Below are 17833 nucleotides of genomic sequence, written 5' to 3'. Positions count from 1 at the left end.
CGAGGGTAAAGTGAAGGTATCATCCAAAAACAAGGAGTGCTTTCAATGCTGTTTTCTTACAGAAGAATGATGAAACCATTTAACGTGATAGGAACAGAAGGAGAAATCGGGTCTGTAAGTGATCTTTATTTTGACGATCAGAGATGGACGGTACGCTATATTGTTGCAGACACAGGTGGTTTGTTTGATGGAAAGGAACTGTTTATTTCACCAGCCAGTATACAGGGTTATTCCATTGAAGAAGAGAGACTCCATGTATCCATTTCCGAGAAGGAAGCCAAAGAAAGTCCGTCCCCTGGAAATGAGCCGGTATCAAGACAGTTTGAACGTGAATTTGCCCAATTTTATAACCTGAATCCGTACTGGATGGGAGGCGGCCTTTGGGGCGCAGGTATGATGCCCAGGGATTTAACGAGTGAAGGGTACGAGGGAATTCAGGAGATTCACGAAAGTGATTCCAATGTTTTAAGTGTAAAAGATGTTGAAGGAAAAGAGCTTGCAACCGCTGATGAGAGCTTCGGGAAAGTGAAGGATCTGATTGTAGATGATAAATCCTATACGATCAGATATATTGTTGCAGATACGAAAAGGTGGCTTCCGGGAGGAAAGGAAGTTCTCCTATCAACAGATTGGATTGATGACGTAGACTGGGCTGAGTCGTTTGTACGTGTAAATGTAACAAAAGAGCAAATAAAAAATGCTCCGGAATATGTTAAGGGCTCCTCAATTGACCGGGAGATGGAGACAACTGTGTTTAAACATTACGGTAAACCGAAATATTGGAATTAATGAACAAACGGCCGGAACTGGTTTCCGGCCGAATTTTTTATGGGAAAAAAATTAAGGGATATGGGTAGACAAACAGCGTTGTTTTTCTATATAATGTGGTCAGTGCTCAAAAAGTTTCCTTAGGGAAACTTTTTGAGCTTGATAAAAAATAATAACCTACAGGAAAAATAGTTTTAGGACGGCACATTTTGTAATAGGTATACATATAGTGTGTTTAGTAAAAGAAGGGAGCGGAACAAATGATTAAAGATTGGATTAAGAAGGTGGCAGGAGTGACCGTTCTTGCATTAGGTACAGCGGCTTTGGCAGCTTGTGGAACGGAAGAAGAAGAAGGAGAGGCTGCAGAGGGATTGGAAATAACAACCAGCTTTTCTATTCTGGGAAACATCATTGAAGAAGTGATCGGGGACAGAGGATCTGTTGAGTACATTGTGCCGATTGGGGAAGAACCTCACGAGTATGAGCCTGTGCCAAGCGATTTTCGTAAAGTAAGTGACAGTGATGTATTTTACGTAAACGGCCTTGGTCTTGAAGGGTGGCTCGGCAGGATCGTATCCAATGTATCTGATACAGAAATGATTGAGCTTGCTGATGGAGTGGACATTATTAATCTGGAAGGCAGTAGCGATGAAGTAGACCCTCACGCCTGGTTAAGTCCTAAAAATGGAATTATCTATGTTGAAAACCTGGTGGAGGACCTGATCGAACGTGATCCTGAAGGAGAAAACGTATATCGTGAGAATGCTGAAAGCTACATTCAGGAGCTTGAAGAATTAGACGCATCTATTGAAGAAGAGGTTGAAGAAATTCCGGCAGATAAACGTGTGATAGTTGTAAGTGAAAATGCCTTCAAATATTTTGGAGAAGACTACGGATTTGAAACAGTAGGGATTTGGGAAATGAACTCACACGAAGAAGGTACCACATCACAAATAAATCGGGTAATTGACCTTGTACAGGACAGAGAAATTTCATCCGTTTTCGTTGAAAGTACAGTTGATCAGCGGTATATGGAGACCGTGTCCAATAATGCCAACATACCAATTGCAGGTGAAGTGTACACCGACGCCCTCGGCCAGGAAGGCTCAGGTGCAGAAACGTATATTGATATGCTTCGTCACAACGCTCAGACGTTTGTGGAAGGTCTAAAAGAATAAACGAAAAACGAGGCTTCCCATCATCCGGGAAGCCTTGTTTTATTTATGTCATACACTTTTCATTCATGAGGCCACAGTTATCTCCACCCAACTCCAGTTACTATACAAAATGTTGCTGCAATTCCCGGTAGACCATCATCGGAAGCGGCTGATGAGGACAAGAAAACAGGTTGTTTACTCCTAAGATCCAACATTCATCAACATCTTTTGGCAGTTCTTTCAACTTACTTTCCCCCTCCAACAGTCAAAACTTTTCATGTACACGCACATGGGAACTTTTACGGGCATATAGATGAAGATAAGATGCCCAAAAGGAGGTTTATCGATGTCAGGATTTTTAGCGGCCATCACATACCTCGTAAAAGAACTGTTCGTATTTGTTTCTTTTGTAAAGAACAATGCGTTCCCCCAGCCGTTAAAGGAAGAAGACGAACGGAGATACTTAAAGCTCATGAAAGAGGACGGAGATGCAGACGCCCGGAACAAACTCATTGAGCACAACCTCAGACTCGTCGCCCACATCGTTAAAAAATTTGAGAACACACGTGAAGACACCGAAGATCTCATCTCCATCGGCACGATCGGATTAATCAAAGCAATAGAAAGCTATTCATCCGGTAAAGGAACGAAACTTGCCACCTACGCAGCACGATGTATTGAGAATGAAATCCTCATGCACCTGCGCGCACTGAAAAAGGTTAAAAAAGACGTCTCGCTCCAGGACCCGATCGGAACGGATAAAGAAGGCAATGAAATCACCCTCATTGATGTCCTTCAGGCAGAAACGGTGGACGTAGTTGATGCAATTCAATTAAGCATGGAGAAAAAACAGATTTACGAATTCATACATGTCCTTGACGAGCGGGAAAAAGAAGTGATTGTAGGCCGGTTCGGGCTGGATTTAAAGAAAGAAAAGACCCAGCGTGAAATTGCCCGTGATTTAGGTATATCCAGAAGCTATGTCTCAAGGATTGAGAAGCGCGCCCTCATGAAGCTGTTTCATGAATTTTACCGCCATCAGAAGAATGCATTGAAACAAGAGCCGAATAACTGACAAAACACCACCTGATGAGGGTGGTGTTTTGTTTACTATGACTAGGTCCATGTCCCGTATTCCTGATCATTTCTGTGGCTTAATTCAGGAGGAGAGACATATATATCCTAAAGAACAGGCAAACAAGGATGGAGGATGCGGATGAACAATTTACTGATGAAGAGGGAATTGTCAGGAGAGCAGCTGTCAATCATCGCAAATGAGTTTGACAAGAAGAAAAAGAGCAAAGGTGTTCTCTATGTACTCTGGCTGTTTTTCGGCAGTATTGGTGTACACCGGTTTTATTTAGGAGATATCGGCTACGGTATTGGAATGATTGCGGTATGGATTGTAAGCTGGTTCTTAGCTTTCGTGCCGATACTTATATGGGTACTGGTTGATGTCTTTCTTATCGGGAAGCGCCTCGAGAAGATAAATGACCAGCTGGAGTTTTCCATTATTGAAAATGTAAAAAGCTATCAGAATTAAAAAAAGCTGACTGGCTATATATAATAAGAAGGTTTCACAACAACCTGTTGGAAACCTTCTTTTATTTTACTTTTGTCCTTTTTCTCATGGTGAAACAAACCATATGAGAGGCTTCAGAAAGCCGGCTGAGGGGCGCATTGTCGATGATGGTTTTGGATAAAGAGGAGGACCGTTTACGTTTACGGAGAGAAAAGGAGTTAATAGCACCTTTGTCATCACACGTAAACAGGATGCTGTATACGTATTTATCAGGGTGAAGGGGATCGATGAAGATGTGACAGTCCCTTGGGTTGAGTCGTTTCTTTACAATGGGATAAGCTCTCAGAACAACACGCCTGTTTTCTGTAATGCGGAGGAAATTGTTCAGGTTCTGATAAAACAAGTCGCGATCGTCAGGAAGAAGACGCCAGGTAAATGACTGCCCCATATAGGTTACGGAAAGCTGTGAAGGGTCTTCGGTTCTTGAAACCAAAAAAGTGGTGGAAATCAGAGCTGCGTTAATGATAAGAGGCTTTTTTAGGGTAGTCTTTGATCTTGTATAATCACGGCGGAACAGCAACCTGTACATATGGATAAAGAATGTCCTCACCATCAGCACCTCCTATATATGTATATGCTGATAAAGTGAAGAAAGGAATGTAAAAATCCACAGCATACAGGATAGGATATGATACTATCATAGTAGAGGTGGTCGATTTTTACAGAAAGGGAGTGGTTGAACGTGGTATTTACTTCGACTGTCGCTTTGCTTTTTTTCGTTAATCCTTTTTTTGCATTTGTGATCGGGTTTATTGCATGTATGTCGGGGAAAAAAGCTGCAGGAAATCCTGTTGTTGTATTTTTGTGCGTTTTCATCATGAGCATCCTGGTGATGACTACGGTTCAACGGATGACTATGGCACCTGAGCTGTACGGGTATGCTGCGTTTAACTCGTTTATTGGCTTGGCCGGGTTTGCCCTCGGACTTGTGGCAAAAAAAACTGTGCATACGGAAGATTAAAAGGAATGACGGCCGTTCATATGGCACTTGTCATTCCTTTTTCATGTCAGTTAATGATCCCGTGAGAAATGATTTCTACTGTCACATTCGGTTTGATAGTAATGTCCGGATAGACCTCATTCCAATCATTTTCTCTCCAAAATTGATTGTGGAAAGCAATGACGCGTCTCCCGATTCCGAGAGCATCGCAATTTGCTTCCTGAAGCGTTTCGAAGATCTGTTCAGCCTCTGCTGTGAATGCTCTCCCAAGCCTTTCATTCAGCATTGCCACATTTGCAGGGTCGTGAAGTTCGTCTTTTGGATATTCGATAACCTTTACTTTCATTGTAAGGTTTACCTCAGCAGTGACAGATTTCGCAGCATGATTGACATCTACTTTTAAGTTGCGGTCTGCCTCTCTTACAAGGAGTGTGATAAACTCTTCTGTCTCTGCATTTTCCTCAGATACTTTCTCGGTCAGAAAGGTATTCCTGCCACGAACGTTTTTCATTAAATTTAACAGAACCGAGTCTTCCGGTGAAAGTGTCCCTGTCATCTTTTCACCGTTAAACAGAGCATTTCCAACGAGAGAACTTTCATCTTCCTCATTTAACTCCATTAATGGAATTACCATGTCCTGCCCCGGATCAAACATGATAGGACAAATCAGCTGAACATTAAGGTTTTCCACAATTGAATTCTCTTCCGCTGTTTCAAGAAGGTCGGCAATAAATTCACTTGTCCTGGGTTTATCAGGCAGATCCTTACTTATTATGTCTTGAGCCATCCCGTTAAAGATGGCTATTTTGGCTCCGAGAGATCCGCGGGGATCCCGGTACATGACATCAATAGGATTGTATAGAGACTCCTCAGCCAAATCGCGGCCTATAACAATCACTCTCAACCTTGCAATGTCAATACGCTCTGAAACTTTATTATCCAGAGCCATTCTGGCTTCACGTACCGTATGTCCTAGTCCGCTGACGACTTCTGTCCGTTCGGGGGCTTCACGTTTACTGGGAACAGGTGAGGAGAGCGTCGATTGGTACAAACCATCTTCCATAAGATCAAGTCCGGCGCTCTTGGCAATCGTAATGTCACGCAGCTGCCTGGAATCCCAGCACCCCGAGAGCAGGATCAGACAAAGGATACACAGACTAAACTGACGGACTGTTTTCATTCTGAGACGCTCCTTTCCCTGGTGGTTTACGTATGAACGACAAAAGATATAAAAACAGGGGGATTATGAGCGTCATGAGGATGCTGAAATAGTCTACACCTTCTGAAAGCTTATGGACAGTCAGCTCGTTTGACGGTCCGATAGATACGAGAAATACCCCTATTGCAACGACAGTAACGAGTTTTTTACGGGGCACACCTTTGATAAGCTGAGTTGCAGATAAGGAAGCCAAGTACATATAGCTCATTAACGATGTAGTCACACTTACAATCCAAATCGCAGTAAAGATCAAATCAAGCCTGTCAATGATTTGCGTACTGAACGTTTTTAACATATATAAAATAGGCTGGGGAACAAGTTCAATTTCAGGCGGGCTGAAAAACATAAATGTAATGAGTACGGTAATACCGTACAGGCACGTCGTAAATCCATTTGCAAAGCTTGCTGTAATGAGAATTTCTTTTTTCTTTTTCACATCAACATATGGAAAGATGTAAAGGAAGACACCAAAGCCGAGCATCGCTTGCATCGAGGCAAGCACGCCTTTACTGATGGCCTTAACCCCGCTCGCACCAACAGGAAGGATGTACAAAGGATTTAAATTTGGTATTGCAAATAACAGAGCTCCGATGACCAGGATGAAAAGACTGCTTACAAAAACATAGAATCTGACAACGATGTGCAGTTTTTCCCGTGTTAAGTACCAAGCAGCAGATACTAGCAGAAAAATGATAACCCAGCCCGGTGTCTGGGGGAAAAGCCAAATTTCAATGATGTGGGCATACACTACGAGAATTAGAATACACACCGTTACAAAATAAAGAGTATAGACTAGATTAATGATATGCCCCACAAACTTTCCTGCAATGAGGGGTACTGCCTGAAAAAACATATGCTCCGGATTCCGGTTGGCAAGGGCATACAGAAGAAAGATAATAAGCTGAATGAAAAACCCTCCAAGGAATACGCTGATCCAGCCGTCCCATTCTGCTTCCTGAAAAACAGCAAATGCCATTGAAAGTATGCCTACTCCGACTTGTGTCTGTACGATAAAGAAGAACAGTTGTGGTTTTGTTATAAGCAGTTTATCATTCATGATGCGTATACTCCTTATGATGAGGAAGAATGGTTGTTCTTGCCTTCCTTTTGTTCATTCTTCACCTCTACAGTGTGAGGCAGCCGGACAAACCGGTTCATTAAGCCCTTCCAGTCAAAAGGCGCGAACGGATAAAAAAAAGGTTTTCCTATACTTGTGAGCTTACAAAGGTGAATCAGGTAAACTGTCAGACAGAATACGATGCCCACGAATCCTAACAAAGAAGCCATGATCATGATCGGATACCGCAGGAGCCGCATAGCCATACTCATTTCGTGAACAGGAACGACAAAAGACGAGATCGCCGTCAAGGCAACGACGATGATCATAATGCTTGAAATGAAGCCGGCGTTTACCACGGCATCACCAATAACGAGACCCCCTACAATACCTATGGTCTGACCGATCGGCGTCGGCAGCCGGATACCGGCCTCCCGGATAAGCTCAAGGGTAAGCTCCATGAAGAGGGCTTCAACCAGCGGAGGGTAGGGTATATGTTCAACCGCGTCTTTTATGACAAAGGTCATTCCAAAAGGGATGATTTCGTAATGATAGGTAATGATCGCAATATAAATCCCTGGAAGAGTCACGGCAAGCAAAAAACTGATGACACGGATAAGACGGTAAAAGTTCCCTGCCACCCACCGGCTGTTGTAATCATCCGTTGACTGGAAGAAAGAGAAAAATGTGACTGGCAGCACCAGAGCAGTAGGGTCGCCATCAGTGAGAATAATAACCCTCCCGTCAATCAGGTTTAATGCTGTACGGTCGGCCCGTTCTGTCGTAATGAACTGGGGGAATAGGGAATAAATGTTATCCTCCATATACTCTTCAATGATTCCTGTATTCATCAACTTGTCTACTTTAATCTTTTTAAGCCTTCTGTGAATTTCTTCAACTACAATAGGATCTGCCCGACCATCCATGTAGATGACAGCCGATTTTGTTTTTGAAACTTCTCCCAGGGTGGTATATTTGACCACAAGTGACGGATGACTGATTAAATTACGGACGAGCTGGAGGTTTACACTGAGATTTTCCACAAATCCGCTGTGGCTTCCCCGGATAACCTGTTCGTTATCCGGCTCTCCCACATCCCGGTGAATAACGCTCGTTGTACTTAATAAATAGCAGTAGTCGGTATTTTCAATGAGCACAAGACTTTTTCCCGACAAGATCTCGCTGATCGCATCGCTTAAATGAACGAGCCTGGCTGAATCCATATCACTGAGAGTACGGTGCAGATTCTCGTCACTCCGGATTTTTCTCAGCTTCGAATAAAAATACTCATGCATATCTTTCGTGTCTGACAGGGGCTCAAGGTACAAGAAATAAACCGTCTTGTTATGACCGGTGGTGACTTTCTTTTCCACCAGATCCTCTGTGTAATGAAGGGTACTTTTGACATAAACCCGGTTTGTATCAATCTCAAAGGACACCGGGAAGGTTGGTGTTTCCGGCGGTTCAAGAATTTTTGTGTCCGCTTTTTGTTTTTTTTGATTTTCAAAAGCCTTGAAAAATGATTTCATAAACGGCACGGGAACACCACTCCTATCTTTTGGTAATATGCTTAATGTCTCTCAATTCTGGTGGATCATACACGCCATTTCAGAATTTATGGAACGAGGAGGGAGTTGTGGTAAAATTGGAATGATACGATTTATTAGGAGGCTGTTACGATGCGATTTATCAGCAATCAAAACATTACTGATCCAAGATTAAACCTTGCGATTGAGGAATACGCCCTTAAGCACTTGGACAAAGAGCATACATATCTGTTGTTTTACGTTAACGAACCATCCATCATTATCGGCAAAAACCAGAACACGATCGAAGAAATAAATAAAGACTATGTTGAAAAGAACGGCATTCACGTCGTCCGCAGGCTTTCAGGCGGAGGGGCTGTATACCACGACCTCGGCAACCTGAACTTCAGCTTCATCACAAAAGACGACGGAGAAAGCTTTCACAACTTCCAGAAGTTCACGCAGCCGGTTGTGGATGCCCTCCAGAAAATCGGCGTTGACGCCAAACTCACTGGCCGTAACGATTTGCAGGTTGGGGAGCGTAAAATTTCAGGTAACGCCCAATATACAACAAAGGGCCGTATGTTCAGCCACGGCACGCTCCTTCTTGATTCCGAGATGGAGAACGTAGTGGATGCATTGAATGTGAATGAAGAGAAGATCCGATCTAAAGGAATCAAATCCATTCGCAGCCGTGTCGCCAACATCAATGAATTTGTGGACAAGCCATTATCCATGGAAGAATTCAAGGCATTGTTGTTACGCTATATCTTTGACGGGGCCGAGGAGATTCCTGAATATAAGCTTACAGAGGAAGACTGGAAGGGAATTGAAAAAATATCCGCTGACCGCTACAGCAACTGGGACTGGAACTACGGCCGCTCACCAAAATTTGACCTTAAACGTTCCAAGCGGTTCGCCGCAGGAACTGTTGATATCCGGTTGAATGTTAACAAAGGAACGATCACTGACTGTAAGATCTTCGGTGATTTCTTCGGCGTCGGGGAAGTCACAGACGTGGAAAAAGAATTAATCGGCTGCCGCTACGAGCGGGAAGAACTGGACAAAGCACTGGACAAGCTGCAAGTGAAGCACTATTTCGGTGCTATTACAAAGGAAGAAATTGTGGAGCTGGTTTATTAAGTATTTGTGCCCCCCTCGCATGTTGGTGCGAGGGGGTTAATCCTAATGAAAGCGTGAAAAGCCCGGTTAAAATTATAAAAAGCCCGATTAAATGTTACATTTTACCGATTAAATCGAAAAGGTCAATATTTTAAGCTAATAAGAATTAAGGAGGATTTTTAACAATATTGTCGAATCTTAACTTCGTCACAAGAAGAAAGGAGTTCTCAATTGATAGTAAAATCCCTTAAACCTCCTCAAACAGTAAGGAAACTCAAAGCCCTCTTGAATCGATTACCATTAACTCATCCCAAAAGATTTAAAATTGAAGTTGATCACGGCAGCTTTTATTCCGGCTATTTAGGCGAAAAATCTCTTTTATATTTCCTTCGTTCTTTCTCGTATCGCAAAGACCTGTACATCTTTCACAATGTCAGGCTTATACAATATGGCTATACTTTTGAAATAGATTTACTTATTATTTCCACTAAGAATATTATTCTAATTGAAATCAAAAACACACAGGGGAAGTTATCTCTAAGACGGAATCAGTTTAGCAGAGAAAAGATGAAAGAAACACTTGAGATAGAAGTATTCAAAGAGCCGGTATTACAAGTGAAAAGCCAAAAGAAGGATTTTATAAGCTGGATGCAACGACTAAATATACCATACCCCTCTAACATTGATCATTTTGTGGTCCTGACACACAAAACTGCTTTTATTGAGCCTGCGTCAGACAATAAAGAAATCTTCGAGTACGTTTTCCGCTCTGAAAACCTCCCATTTAAACTGGAAGAATCATTGAAAAAGCCTTATCATAAAGAAATTTCTAAATTTCAACTAAAAAACCTTAGTAATAAAATAATGGAAAATCAAAGTGAATCAAATTGGGATGTTTTGAAGAATTATAACGTCCATCCCAGTGAATTGAAGAAAGGGATTCGATGTCCTGGTTGCTCTATGGTTCCAATGATCAGGATAAAATCAAAGTGGTTATGCAGACGGTGCAAATACAAATCTATGTATCCTTTAGAGCAATCTTTGGAGGACTATGCTCTACTCGTAGGAAACACCATTACCACTGAACGTTTTGCTGAGTTTATGTTAATCGAGTCCTTGGATCGGGCTTATAGATACCTAAGTAAATTAGGTTTGGAGAAAACGAATGCAAAAAAGAACAGAAAGTACTCCTTAAATAGATACATTGTGAAGTAATCCTATAAAAACACCGATTAAAAAAACAAAAGCCCCGAACAAATGCACAAATATCCCGGTGAAACCATCTTTACACGAGACTCTAGCCATGGATTACAAAAAAACAGACCCCCCACCCGGAGAGCCTGCCTCTTTTACACTAAAAATCATCCCGAAGTCATCCCAAGGCCACCACAAAATCATCCCAAGGCCACCACAAAATCATCCCACAATAACCCCAAGATTCCCCTGAATTAACTGCAATGCACCCTTACTCGGCTTCAATCGCAGCAGTCAGGGCTACGTCTACCATTTCGTTGAATGTTTCCTGGCGTTCCTGGGAGCTTGTTTCTTCACCTGTGACGAGGTGGTCACTCACCGTCAGGACACTCAACGCGTTCACGCCAAACCGGGCTGCGATCGTGTAAAGTGCGGAAGATTCCATCTCTACTGCAAGAACCTGGTGATCAGCGAGCTTTTGCACCTGGTCTTTGTAATCGTTATAGAACACGTCTGAAGTAAAGACATTACCGACACGTACGTTCAGGCCGCTTGCAACGGCGCCGTCATAGGCACTTTTTAAAAGACCGAAGTCGGCTGTTGGAGCGAAGTCAATTCCCCCGAAGTAGCGCTGGTTTACACCTGAATCGGAAGAAGCACTCATGGCAAGAATGACGTCACGAACTTTGACATCTTTTTGGAATGCACCGCACGTACCGACGCGGATCAGGTTTTTAACTCCGTAGCTGTTGATCAATTCGTGAACGTAGATGGAGATGGAAGGGACACCCATTCCTGTTCCCTGAACAGAGATACGCTTTCCTTTATAGGTCCCCGTGTAACCAAGCATACCGCGGACTTCGTTGTAGCAGGTGACATTTTCAAGGAAGTTTTCTGCAATGTATTTTGCTCTCAGCGGGTCGCCCGGAAGCAGAATGGATTCTGCGATTTCGCCTTCTTTTGCACCAATATGTACACTCATAGTAATAAGCCTCCTAAAATAAAATACCAAATCATTCATAGCATATCGGAAGTAAACGGACAAAGTCAACTTTCACAAGTTTTAGAAATAAGATACAGAGGTCTATAGGACTGAAAATGTTTTTATAAGGTTACTAATACAGGTAAAAATACTTATGATATAGTAAGATAAATGTCATATTATTGAAGTTTATGTAAGAGAGGTGTAGAAGTGGTGGAAACGATACAGCTTAATGCCAGTAAAAAAACAGTTACCGGGCGTATCTTAGCCAAAGAAATCATTTCTCCTAATGGACAGTTTCTTCTCAGAAAAGGGATGGCCCTGTCGAAATGGCACCTTGAGATCCTGCTTAATCACGATATAAGAGAGATTGAGGTTGAAAAGCTCTCTTCCCCTGATCTGGTAGATCAGTTCCGTACTTTTTCCCGGGAAAAAGAAGAAGTAATGCGTCTTTATGCTGATAACGTTGCTGAAGTAAAGCGGCTGTTTGAGGCCGCGGTGACAAGAGAAACTCCGAGTGTTCAGGATTTTATGAAACCGTTTACAGGTTTGCTTCATAAAGTACTGACAAGAACAAATATCTTTCTTGAGCTATACCATATTAAAGGCCACGATGAGTATACATACCGCCACAGTATCAATGTCGGGCTTCTTGCAGCTACGATCAGCAAAATGCTCGGTCAGACTGATGAGGAGGTTCTCGAACTTGGTAAAGCCGGCTTTTTCCACGATATCGGAAAGATGCAATTATCAAAGTATCTGTTGAATAAAGAAGGTAAGCTTACTAAACGGGAGTATGAAGAAATAAAGAAGCACCCTGTTTACGGGAAAGAACTTCTTGAGAGAATAGACGGCGTCAGTTATACGATTGTTCAGGGAGCGCTCCTGCATCATGAAAGGCTTGATGGGTCCGGGTATCCCTTTGGTCTAAGAGGCGGGGAGACGCCTTTTTTTGCCCAGATATTAGCTGTGGCAGATATTTATGATGCCATTTCCTCAGACCGGGTTTACCGGGAAAAGTTTTCTCCATTCCGGGCGCTTGAAGAGCTTGTGAATGAAGTTTATAAAAACAAGCTTAATGGTCAGATCGTGTTTCCATTTGTGCAGCATGTGATTAATGGATATATGAACTGCAGGGTGTTGCTGGAAAGCGGGGAGGAGGGGACGATTGTCCACCTGCCAATCGAAGAGATAACGCGGCCTCTGATAGCGGTAGGTAAGGAATACCTGGATCTTAGAAAAAACCGCAGCCTCAAGATAAAGAATGTACAACTCGACCAACAAAATCCGGTGGAAATATAATATATGCAAAATGAAAAGAGGAACCTTCAGGTAAAGACCTGCGGGTTCCTCTTTTTATCGATACGGTGTTCAATACCAAAATCAATTTTATTTTCAAACCACATGTGGTCAGTTTATTTCTCCTCGTTACCAAGCACGCGGTTTACACGCTTGCGGAGCATCTTCATACCGCCGCCGCCGGCCTGGAAGTGGCGTAGCTTGCCTTCTGCATCGAAAACATAGTAGGCAGGCACGTATTGGTTTTCAAAAGCATCTGTAAGCTTGTGCTCGTTGTCCACGAAAATTGGCTGAGAGATGTCGTGGCTAAGTGCCATGGCTTTAATGACACTCATGTCCAAATCTTTTTCAGAACGCGGCATGTGTACAGCTACGACGTTCAGCTCGTCTTCAAATTCGTCACGGAATTCATTTACATCCGGCATTGCTTCTTTACAAAGTCCGCAGCTGACAGACCAAAAGTGGAACAGGGTTGGTTTGTCTCCTACAAGGTCTTCTTTTGTTAATTCATCGTTTAACCATTCAGTAGCACCGGTTAGCTCCGGCATTTCAGATCTTAGTTTCATTGTAAAATCACTCCTGTTTTAGCGTAGTTGTTATATGTTTATAGAAGAGGTGACCCAAAAGGCAGGTTAATGCCTTTTGGGGCATCCCCGAAGCAATGAGTGAAGCCGCTGTCTATCAGCTTTTCGCTTTTTAAGACACCCTCATTAATACGATTTACAGGGTAGCCTGTCCAGGCTTCCAGTTTGCAGGGCAGAGTCCGCCGGTTTGAAGAGCCTGAAGGACACGCAGTGTTTCGTCTACGTCCCGGCCGATGTTGTTGTGATTTACAACAGAGTACATTAGCTCTCCTTCAGGGCTGATGATGAAGAGACCGCGAAGAGCTACACCTTCATCTTCAAGAAGAACACCATAATCACGTGCAACACGATGGTTCGTATCGGCTGCAAGTGAGTGCTCCAGTTTACCGAGTCCGTTGTCGTCACGGTCTGTGTTGATCCAGGCAAGGTGAGTGTGAATAGTGTCGGTAGAAACACCGATTACCTCTGCATCCAGATCGTCGAATTCGTCCTGCCGGTCACTCAGTGAAGTAATTTCTGTCGGGCACACGAAAGTGAAGTCCATTGGATAGAAGTAAAGAACAGTCCACTTGTCGTTTTTCATATTTTCTTCGAGGGAAACTTTCCCGAAATCTTTATTTGGAAGTACTGCGTCCATTTCGAAACGAGGTGCTTGTTTTGCTACCATGCGCTTGTCAGTCATAATAAATCGCTCCTTTAATTAGAATGATTATTGTTTAATACAAATTATATTTTAACAAAAATCCGATCGTTGTCAACAAATTAATTATAATTATTTTAAATAAATAATTACACTCGTCTGGACAACTGTTTTCTATTATAACGCACCAAAAATGAGTTACAAGAAATATGCTCACCCGAACACAAACAGGTGAGCATGATTATTTTCTCAGTATATACGTTTATTTCTCAGCCGCGCTGTCTGAAAAAACATGACGGGCATATTCAAGCAGTTCTTCTTTACTGAGAGAAGGATTTTCGATTTTACTTGCTTCAAGCTGAAGAAGCCATGTTTTAAAATGGGGACCCGGTTTAAACCCTAAATCAATCAGATCAGTTCCTGAGATGGTATGGGTAACACTGTCTCTTTTTATAAGGTATTCGGTTCCCTGTTCAACGATAAAGGAGTCGTGGTGGCAAAGTGACAGACAGACAGTTATCGCCTCAAGACTAGCTTCAGAGCAGACAGCATGCCAGTCGTAGAGAGAATGGAACTTAAAATCGTATGTCTGGTAAAGGCGGTATACTTCTGAAAGGAGTTTTTCATCCTGTTTATTTTTCGCAAAACCAAGACATTCTTCGAAGGCTTCCCGGGAAAGGTCTGTCATTAGAAGAAGAACACCGAGCCAGTGCGAAGGGTGAAGCTTATCTCTGGTCAGGCGGTCTCTTATCTCATTAAAACACTGGAGACGCTTTAAGACAGTCACGGTGTCTTCATGTGTGTTCAAAAGGTGGAACAGAAGGTCAAGTTCTGATGCTCTTTTGACAAAACGGATTAGGTCTTCTTCGGTAATAACCTTTTTTACTTCATTGGCCAGTCTCGGCTTTGATACAGATGAAAGCATTTTTTTATGGGTTTTTGCGAATTCTTCGGTTTCTTTATCCATTTTAAATAAGAAACGGTTCTCAAATCTGAGAGCACGTAAAATCCTTGTAGGATCTTCGAGGAAGCTCAAATTATATAATACTCTGATCTGCCCGTTCCGGATGTCCTCATAGCCGTGGAAAAAATCAAGAAGAGTACCGAAATCGCCGGAGGATAGGGACATCGCCAGAGCGTTAATTGTAAAATCACGTCTGTAAAGGTCTTCTTTAATATTGGACAGTTCAACATTGGGAAGAGCTGCCGGGAAGTCATAGTACTCTGTCCGTGCACTTGTAAGGTCAATTTTCAGACCGTCATGATGACTCCATGTTGCCGTCTTAAAGGTTTCATGCGAGCGTATGGAACCTCCGTATTCACCTGTAAGAGCCTCGCCGAGGACAATGGCATTGCCTTCGACCACTATATCAATGTCTTCGTTTGGCCGCTCGAGGAGAAGGTCTCTTACGATGCCTCCGATCAAGTAGGCTTTCATCCCCAGCTTATCTGCCTGTTCACCAATAATTCTAACAAGGTTAAATATGTCTTTATTGAAATGGCTGGCAAGAACATCCGTAAGATCGATCTTTTTGTTCACCGTAAACTCATCAGCTGTATTATTTAAAGGTTTTGTGTTTTTATTGTGGATCGTTCTAATTACATCGGTTCTTGATACAATGCCTGCCACTTCACCGTTTTCCAGGACAGGCAGTCTTCCGACGTTTTTATCTATCATGATGGACTGGATATCAGAAACAGACGTATCAGAGGTAATGAAAACCGGATTATTGCTCATATAGCCTTTCACAGGAGCGTGGCCTAACCCGTGATGGAGTGCTTTGTCTGCATCCCTTCTTGAAATAATGCCAACAAGCTTTTCTTTATCCACGACAGGAAAACCAGTATGGCCGTACCGGAAAAGCATTTTTGACACATCTTCAACGCTTGTATCCGGAGCAACAACCCTTACCGGGCTGCTCATGATCTCTTTAGCTGTCTGGGTCGAAGAAATTAAGGAAGAAAGCTGTAATTCAAGTTCTTCAGCAAGCATCACCGGGTCGGTGTCTTTTCGCATGGCTGAGGCAGCCTTTTGATGGCCCCCCCCTCCCAAGGCTTCAATGACCGGTAAAACACTGATTCTGTCGGATGCCGCTCTGGCTGTAATAAACGTTTTATCCTCCATTTTCACAAGTGCAAAGAGGGCATCAGCACCGGTAAGTGACATCAGCTTACTCGCAATTCCTGCGAGGTTCCCCGTATAGTGATTCTGTTTATGGCAGGTAATAAGGACACTTGTCCCATCGAGCTCCTTTCGCTTGCTTTTATTCAGAAGTGTTCTGAAGAGATGCTGCTCTCCTTCACTGAGAGGCGTATCTCTGAATTTTTCTGCCACATCCAGGCTCGCCCCTGATTTCAGCATGTGGTAACCAGCCAGGAGATCTTCAGGTTTAGTCGAGTTATATGTAAAGTTTCCTGTATCTGCATATAGGCCCAGGGTAAAGAGTGTCGCTTCAAAAGCACTGACCGGTAAGCTTCTTTCCTGAATTTGTTCAAGGAGAATAGTGACACAGGCACCGTAGGGTAGGTACGTGCCGGGATATTGATGAGTACTGGCTTCGTGATGATCAAAACAGATTACATTAATATTTTCCGGTAGTTTTTTTGCAATTCTTCCTGTTCGTTCAAGTGTGGAAATGTCCACAAGAATGACGTCTGTAACTGTACCCCAGTTCACGCGGTTTTCATGGGTAAATGAAAAGGTGTCTTTATAAATAGCTAAAAAGTGTTCAACTGATTCCTGCAGTTTTTCAGGGAGAACGGTATGGGCTTCGGGGTATAGTTTGCCCGCGGCAACCATGGATGCAAGGCCGTCAAAATCAAGGTTGGTATGAGATAAAATAACTTGCATGGGAACCCCCTTTACAGATGGTATTTGAGGAAGGAGGGATAGAGCAGTCACTCCCATGAGCCTCGAATTTTTAAAAGTGAAAGTATAATCCTATTCCTTTCCATTTTACTCTTTCATTATAAAAGGCGGCAAGGCTGAAGAAATAAAAAAACAATGGCCTCAGCCGGCTGCACACCCTGAATAGAAGGGAGGGCAGAGGCTTCGTTCATTGTTTTTACAGACCGGAACGACCCGGACAGAATGTATTACATTTTACGAACACGGAAAGTACTGATCATTAAGATAGACAGTGCCAGTGTAATCCACATAAAGGCCGGCGCTGCGATCGTGTCATTCAGTAAGTGGCTGACAGTCAGAATACAGCCGGCAGCTGTAATCGGCAGCCCTACAAAGAAACCTTCCTGTTCTGTTACGTTGAATCTGGCAAGACGAATGGCACCGCAGGCAATAAAAATGATGGTAAATACCATACCAGCTGTCGAAAACTGGTATAATACAGATTGATAAACTAATAACGCAGGTGCTACGCCAAATGATATAATATCACATAATGAATCCAATTGTTTTCCCATGTCTGACTCTATATTTAACTTGCGGGCCACTTTTCCATCAAGCCGGTCAAAAATGGCAGCGAGGCAGATAAACGCAACGCTTATGCCATATTGGCCCTGAAGTACAGCCAGCATCGCAAAGCCACCGAGACCCAAGTTCAAAATCGTCAGCAGATTGGCCGTCTGACTGCGGAACTTCCGATACGTATTGTCAACAAGGTGTTGTAACAACGTCAACGACATCACCCCTTTTTTCGGTTTTATCGGTTGGCTTTCTTATATTCAGTCATTTGAAAGCGAACTCTGATTAAATATTTATTTTACCATAACTTTGACTGAGAAACTACTAATATATGTCACG

18 protein-coding genes are annotated in these 17833 nt (G+C 42.9%); 8 read left to right on the top strand and 10 right to left on the bottom strand.

The annotated features are described in order from the left end of the window. Positions 1-45: 45 nt before the first annotated feature. Both JSY36_RS15650 and JSY36_RS15645 read left to right on the top strand, forming a co-directional pair. On the top strand, positions 46-789 hold the full coding sequence (locus JSY36_RS15650; protein WP_205167065.1) for a PRC-barrel domain-containing protein: 744 nt from the start codon (positions 46-48) through the stop codon (positions 787-789). 239 nt (positions 790-1028) lie between these two features. Then, positions 1029-1946 (top strand): metal ABC transporter solute-binding protein, Zn/Mn family, encoded by a 918-nt coding sequence (locus JSY36_RS15645; RefSeq protein WP_205167064.1) that lies wholly within the window; start codon positions 1029-1031, stop codon positions 1944-1946. Between the two features lie 100 nt (positions 1947-2046). On the opposite strand, the gene JSY36_RS20705 is transcribed toward JSY36_RS15645, so the two are convergent. Then, positions 2047-2169 carry a hypothetical protein gene (locus JSY36_RS20705; RefSeq protein ID WP_272873306.1) on the bottom strand — a complete coding sequence of 41 codons (123 nt, stop codon included), beginning with the start codon at positions 2167-2169 and terminating at the stop codon, positions 2047-2049. Between the two features lie 102 nt (positions 2170-2271). Between JSY36_RS20705 and sigK the strand changes: the two genes are divergently transcribed. Together sigK and JSY36_RS15635 are read left to right on the top strand one after the other, a co-directional pair. Continuing rightward, positions 2272-3000 carry an RNA polymerase sporulation sigma factor SigK gene (gene sigK, locus JSY36_RS15640; protein WP_205167063.1) on the top strand — a complete coding sequence of 243 codons (729 nt, stop codon included), beginning with the start codon at positions 2272-2274 and terminating at the stop codon, positions 2998-3000. A gap of 141 nt (positions 3001-3141) precedes the next feature. Further along, positions 3142-3468, top strand: coding sequence for a TM2 domain-containing protein (locus tag JSY36_RS15635; RefSeq protein WP_122896337.1), 327 nt, complete (start codon positions 3142-3144; stop codon positions 3466-3468). A 61-nt stretch (positions 3469-3529) separates the two neighbouring features. On the opposite strand, the gene JSY36_RS15630 is transcribed toward JSY36_RS15635, so the two are convergent. Then, positions 3530-4060: a hypothetical protein gene (locus JSY36_RS15630; RefSeq protein WP_205167062.1), complete on the bottom strand. Its 531-nt coding sequence runs from the start codon at positions 4058-4060 to the stop codon at positions 3530-3532. 129 nt (positions 4061-4189) lie between these two features. Between JSY36_RS15630 and JSY36_RS15625 the strand changes: the two genes are divergently transcribed. Next, complete coding sequence (locus JSY36_RS15625; RefSeq protein ID WP_205167061.1) at positions 4190-4468, top strand: hypothetical protein; 279 nt, start codon at positions 4190-4192, stop codon at positions 4466-4468. 46 nt (positions 4469-4514) lie between these two features. Here the strand turns inward: JSY36_RS15625 and JSY36_RS15620 are convergent, their stop codons facing one another. The 3 genes from JSY36_RS15620 to JSY36_RS15610 are packed head-to-tail and all read right to left on the bottom strand — an operon-like array spanning position 4515 to position 8252. Further along, positions 4515-5627, bottom strand: coding sequence for a Ger(x)C family spore germination protein (locus tag JSY36_RS15620; protein WP_205167060.1), 1113 nt, complete (start codon positions 5625-5627; stop codon positions 4515-4517). Then, positions 5605-6723: a GerAB/ArcD/ProY family transporter gene (locus tag JSY36_RS15615; protein ID WP_205167059.1), complete on the bottom strand. Its 1119-nt coding sequence runs from the start codon at positions 6721-6723 to the stop codon at positions 5605-5607. Before JSY36_RS15615 ends, JSY36_RS15620 begins: the two co-directional genes overlap by 23 nt. A 14-nt stretch (positions 6724-6737) precedes the next feature. Beyond that, positions 6738-8252, bottom strand: a complete 1515-nt coding sequence (locus JSY36_RS15610) for a spore germination protein (RefSeq protein WP_236785003.1) — start codon at positions 8250-8252, stop codon at positions 6738-6740. A gap of 150 nt (positions 8253-8402) precedes the next feature. On the opposite strand from JSY36_RS15610, the gene JSY36_RS15605 reads away from it, so the two are divergent. Beyond that, positions 8403-9392 (top strand): lipoate--protein ligase, encoded by a 990-nt coding sequence (locus JSY36_RS15605; RefSeq protein ID WP_205167057.1) that lies wholly within the window; start codon positions 8403-8405, stop codon positions 9390-9392. 210 nt (positions 9393-9602) lie between these two features. Further along, positions 9603-10586, top strand: coding sequence for a nuclease-related domain-containing protein (locus JSY36_RS15600; RefSeq protein WP_205167056.1), 984 nt, complete (start codon positions 9603-9605; stop codon positions 10584-10586). A 250-nt stretch (positions 10587-10836) separates the two neighbouring features. On the opposite strand, the gene deoD is transcribed toward JSY36_RS15600, so the two are convergent. Beyond that, positions 10837-11547 (bottom strand): purine-nucleoside phosphorylase, encoded by a 711-nt coding sequence (gene deoD, locus JSY36_RS15595; protein WP_122896344.1) that lies wholly within the window; start codon positions 11545-11547, stop codon positions 10837-10839. A 213-nt stretch (positions 11548-11760) separates the two neighbouring features. Between deoD and JSY36_RS20505 the strand changes: the two genes are divergently transcribed. Then, positions 11761-12849, top strand: coding sequence for an HD domain-containing phosphohydrolase (locus JSY36_RS20505; RefSeq protein ID WP_205167055.1), 1089 nt, complete (start codon positions 11761-11763; stop codon positions 12847-12849). A gap of 113 nt (positions 12850-12962) precedes the next feature. On the opposite strand, the gene JSY36_RS15585 is transcribed toward JSY36_RS20505, so the two are convergent. The 4 genes from JSY36_RS15585 to pssA all read right to left on the bottom strand — a co-directional run bounded on the left by JSY36_RS15585 (position 12963) and on the right by pssA (position 17709). Next, positions 12963-13412 carry a redoxin domain-containing protein gene (locus JSY36_RS15585; protein ID WP_122896346.1) on the bottom strand — a complete coding sequence of 150 codons (450 nt, stop codon included), beginning with the start codon at positions 13410-13412 and terminating at the stop codon, positions 12963-12965. Positions 13413-13566: 154 nt separating this feature from the next. Beyond that, positions 13567-14112, bottom strand: a complete 546-nt coding sequence (locus JSY36_RS15580) for a peroxiredoxin (RefSeq protein WP_122896347.1) — start codon at positions 14110-14112, stop codon at positions 13567-13569. A gap of 220 nt (positions 14113-14332) precedes the next feature. Next, positions 14333-16921, bottom strand: a complete 2589-nt coding sequence (locus tag JSY36_RS15575) for a CBS domain-containing protein (RefSeq protein WP_205167054.1) — start codon at positions 16919-16921, stop codon at positions 14333-14335. A 245-nt stretch (positions 16922-17166) separates the two neighbouring features. Next, positions 17167-17709, bottom strand: a complete 543-nt coding sequence (pssA, locus tag JSY36_RS15570; protein ID WP_122896349.1) for a CDP-diacylglycerol--serine O-phosphatidyltransferase — start codon at positions 17707-17709, stop codon at positions 17167-17169. Positions 17710-17833 lie beyond the last annotated feature (124 nt).

The sequence above is a fragment of the Alteribacter salitolerans genome, assembly GCF_016901055.1.
Lineage (GTDB): Bacteria > Bacillota > Bacilli > Bacillales > Salisediminibacteriaceae > Alteribacter > Alteribacter keqinensis.
The sequence above is the reverse complement of the archived record's forward strand: the minus strand, read 5'-3'. Positions and strand labels throughout refer to the sequence as shown.

Excerpts from the sequence above, each read along its gene's own strand:
- JSY36_RS15575 (WP_205167054.1), bottom strand. The coding sequence starts at position 16,921 with ATGCAAGTTATTTTATCTCATACCAACCTTGATTTTGACGGCCTTGCA.
- JSY36_RS15645 (WP_205167064.1), top strand. The coding sequence starts at position 1,029 with ATGATTAAAGATTGGATTAAGAAGGTGGCAGGAGTGACCGTTCTTGCA.
- sigK (WP_205167063.1), top strand. The coding sequence starts at position 2,272 with ATGTCAGGATTTTTAGCGGCCATCACATACCTCGTAAAAGAACTGTTC.
- JSY36_RS15620 (WP_205167060.1), bottom strand. The coding sequence starts at position 5,627 with ATGAAAACAGTCCGTCAGTTTAGTCTGTGTATCCTTTGTCTGATCCTG.
- JSY36_RS15635 (WP_122896337.1), top strand. The coding sequence starts at position 3,142 with ATGAACAATTTACTGATGAAGAGGGAATTGTCAGGAGAGCAGCTGTCA.
- JSY36_RS15585 (WP_122896346.1), bottom strand. The coding sequence starts at position 13,412 with ATGAAACTAAGATCTGAAATGCCGGAGCTAACCGGTGCTACTGAATGG.
- JSY36_RS15630 (WP_205167062.1), bottom strand. The coding sequence starts at position 4,060 with ATGGTGAGGACATTCTTTATCCATATGTACAGGTTGCTGTTCCGCCGT.
- JSY36_RS15605 (WP_205167057.1), top strand. The coding sequence starts at position 8,403 with ATGCGATTTATCAGCAATCAAAACATTACTGATCCAAGATTAAACCTT.
- JSY36_RS15615 (WP_205167059.1), bottom strand. The coding sequence starts at position 6,723 with ATGAATGATAAACTGCTTATAACAAAACCACAACTGTTCTTCTTTATC.
- deoD (WP_122896344.1), bottom strand. The coding sequence starts at position 11,547 with ATGAGTGTACATATTGGTGCAAAAGAAGGCGAAATCGCAGAATCCATT.
- JSY36_RS15650 (WP_205167065.1), top strand. The coding sequence starts at position 46 with ATGCTGTTTTCTTACAGAAGAATGATGAAACCATTTAACGTGATAGGA.
- JSY36_RS15610 (WP_236785003.1), bottom strand. The coding sequence starts at position 8,252 with ATGAAATCATTTTTCAAGGCTTTTGAAAATCAAAAAAAACAAAAAGCG.
- JSY36_RS15580 (WP_122896347.1), bottom strand. The coding sequence starts at position 14,112 with ATGACTGACAAGCGCATGGTAGCAAAACAAGCACCTCGTTTCGAAATG.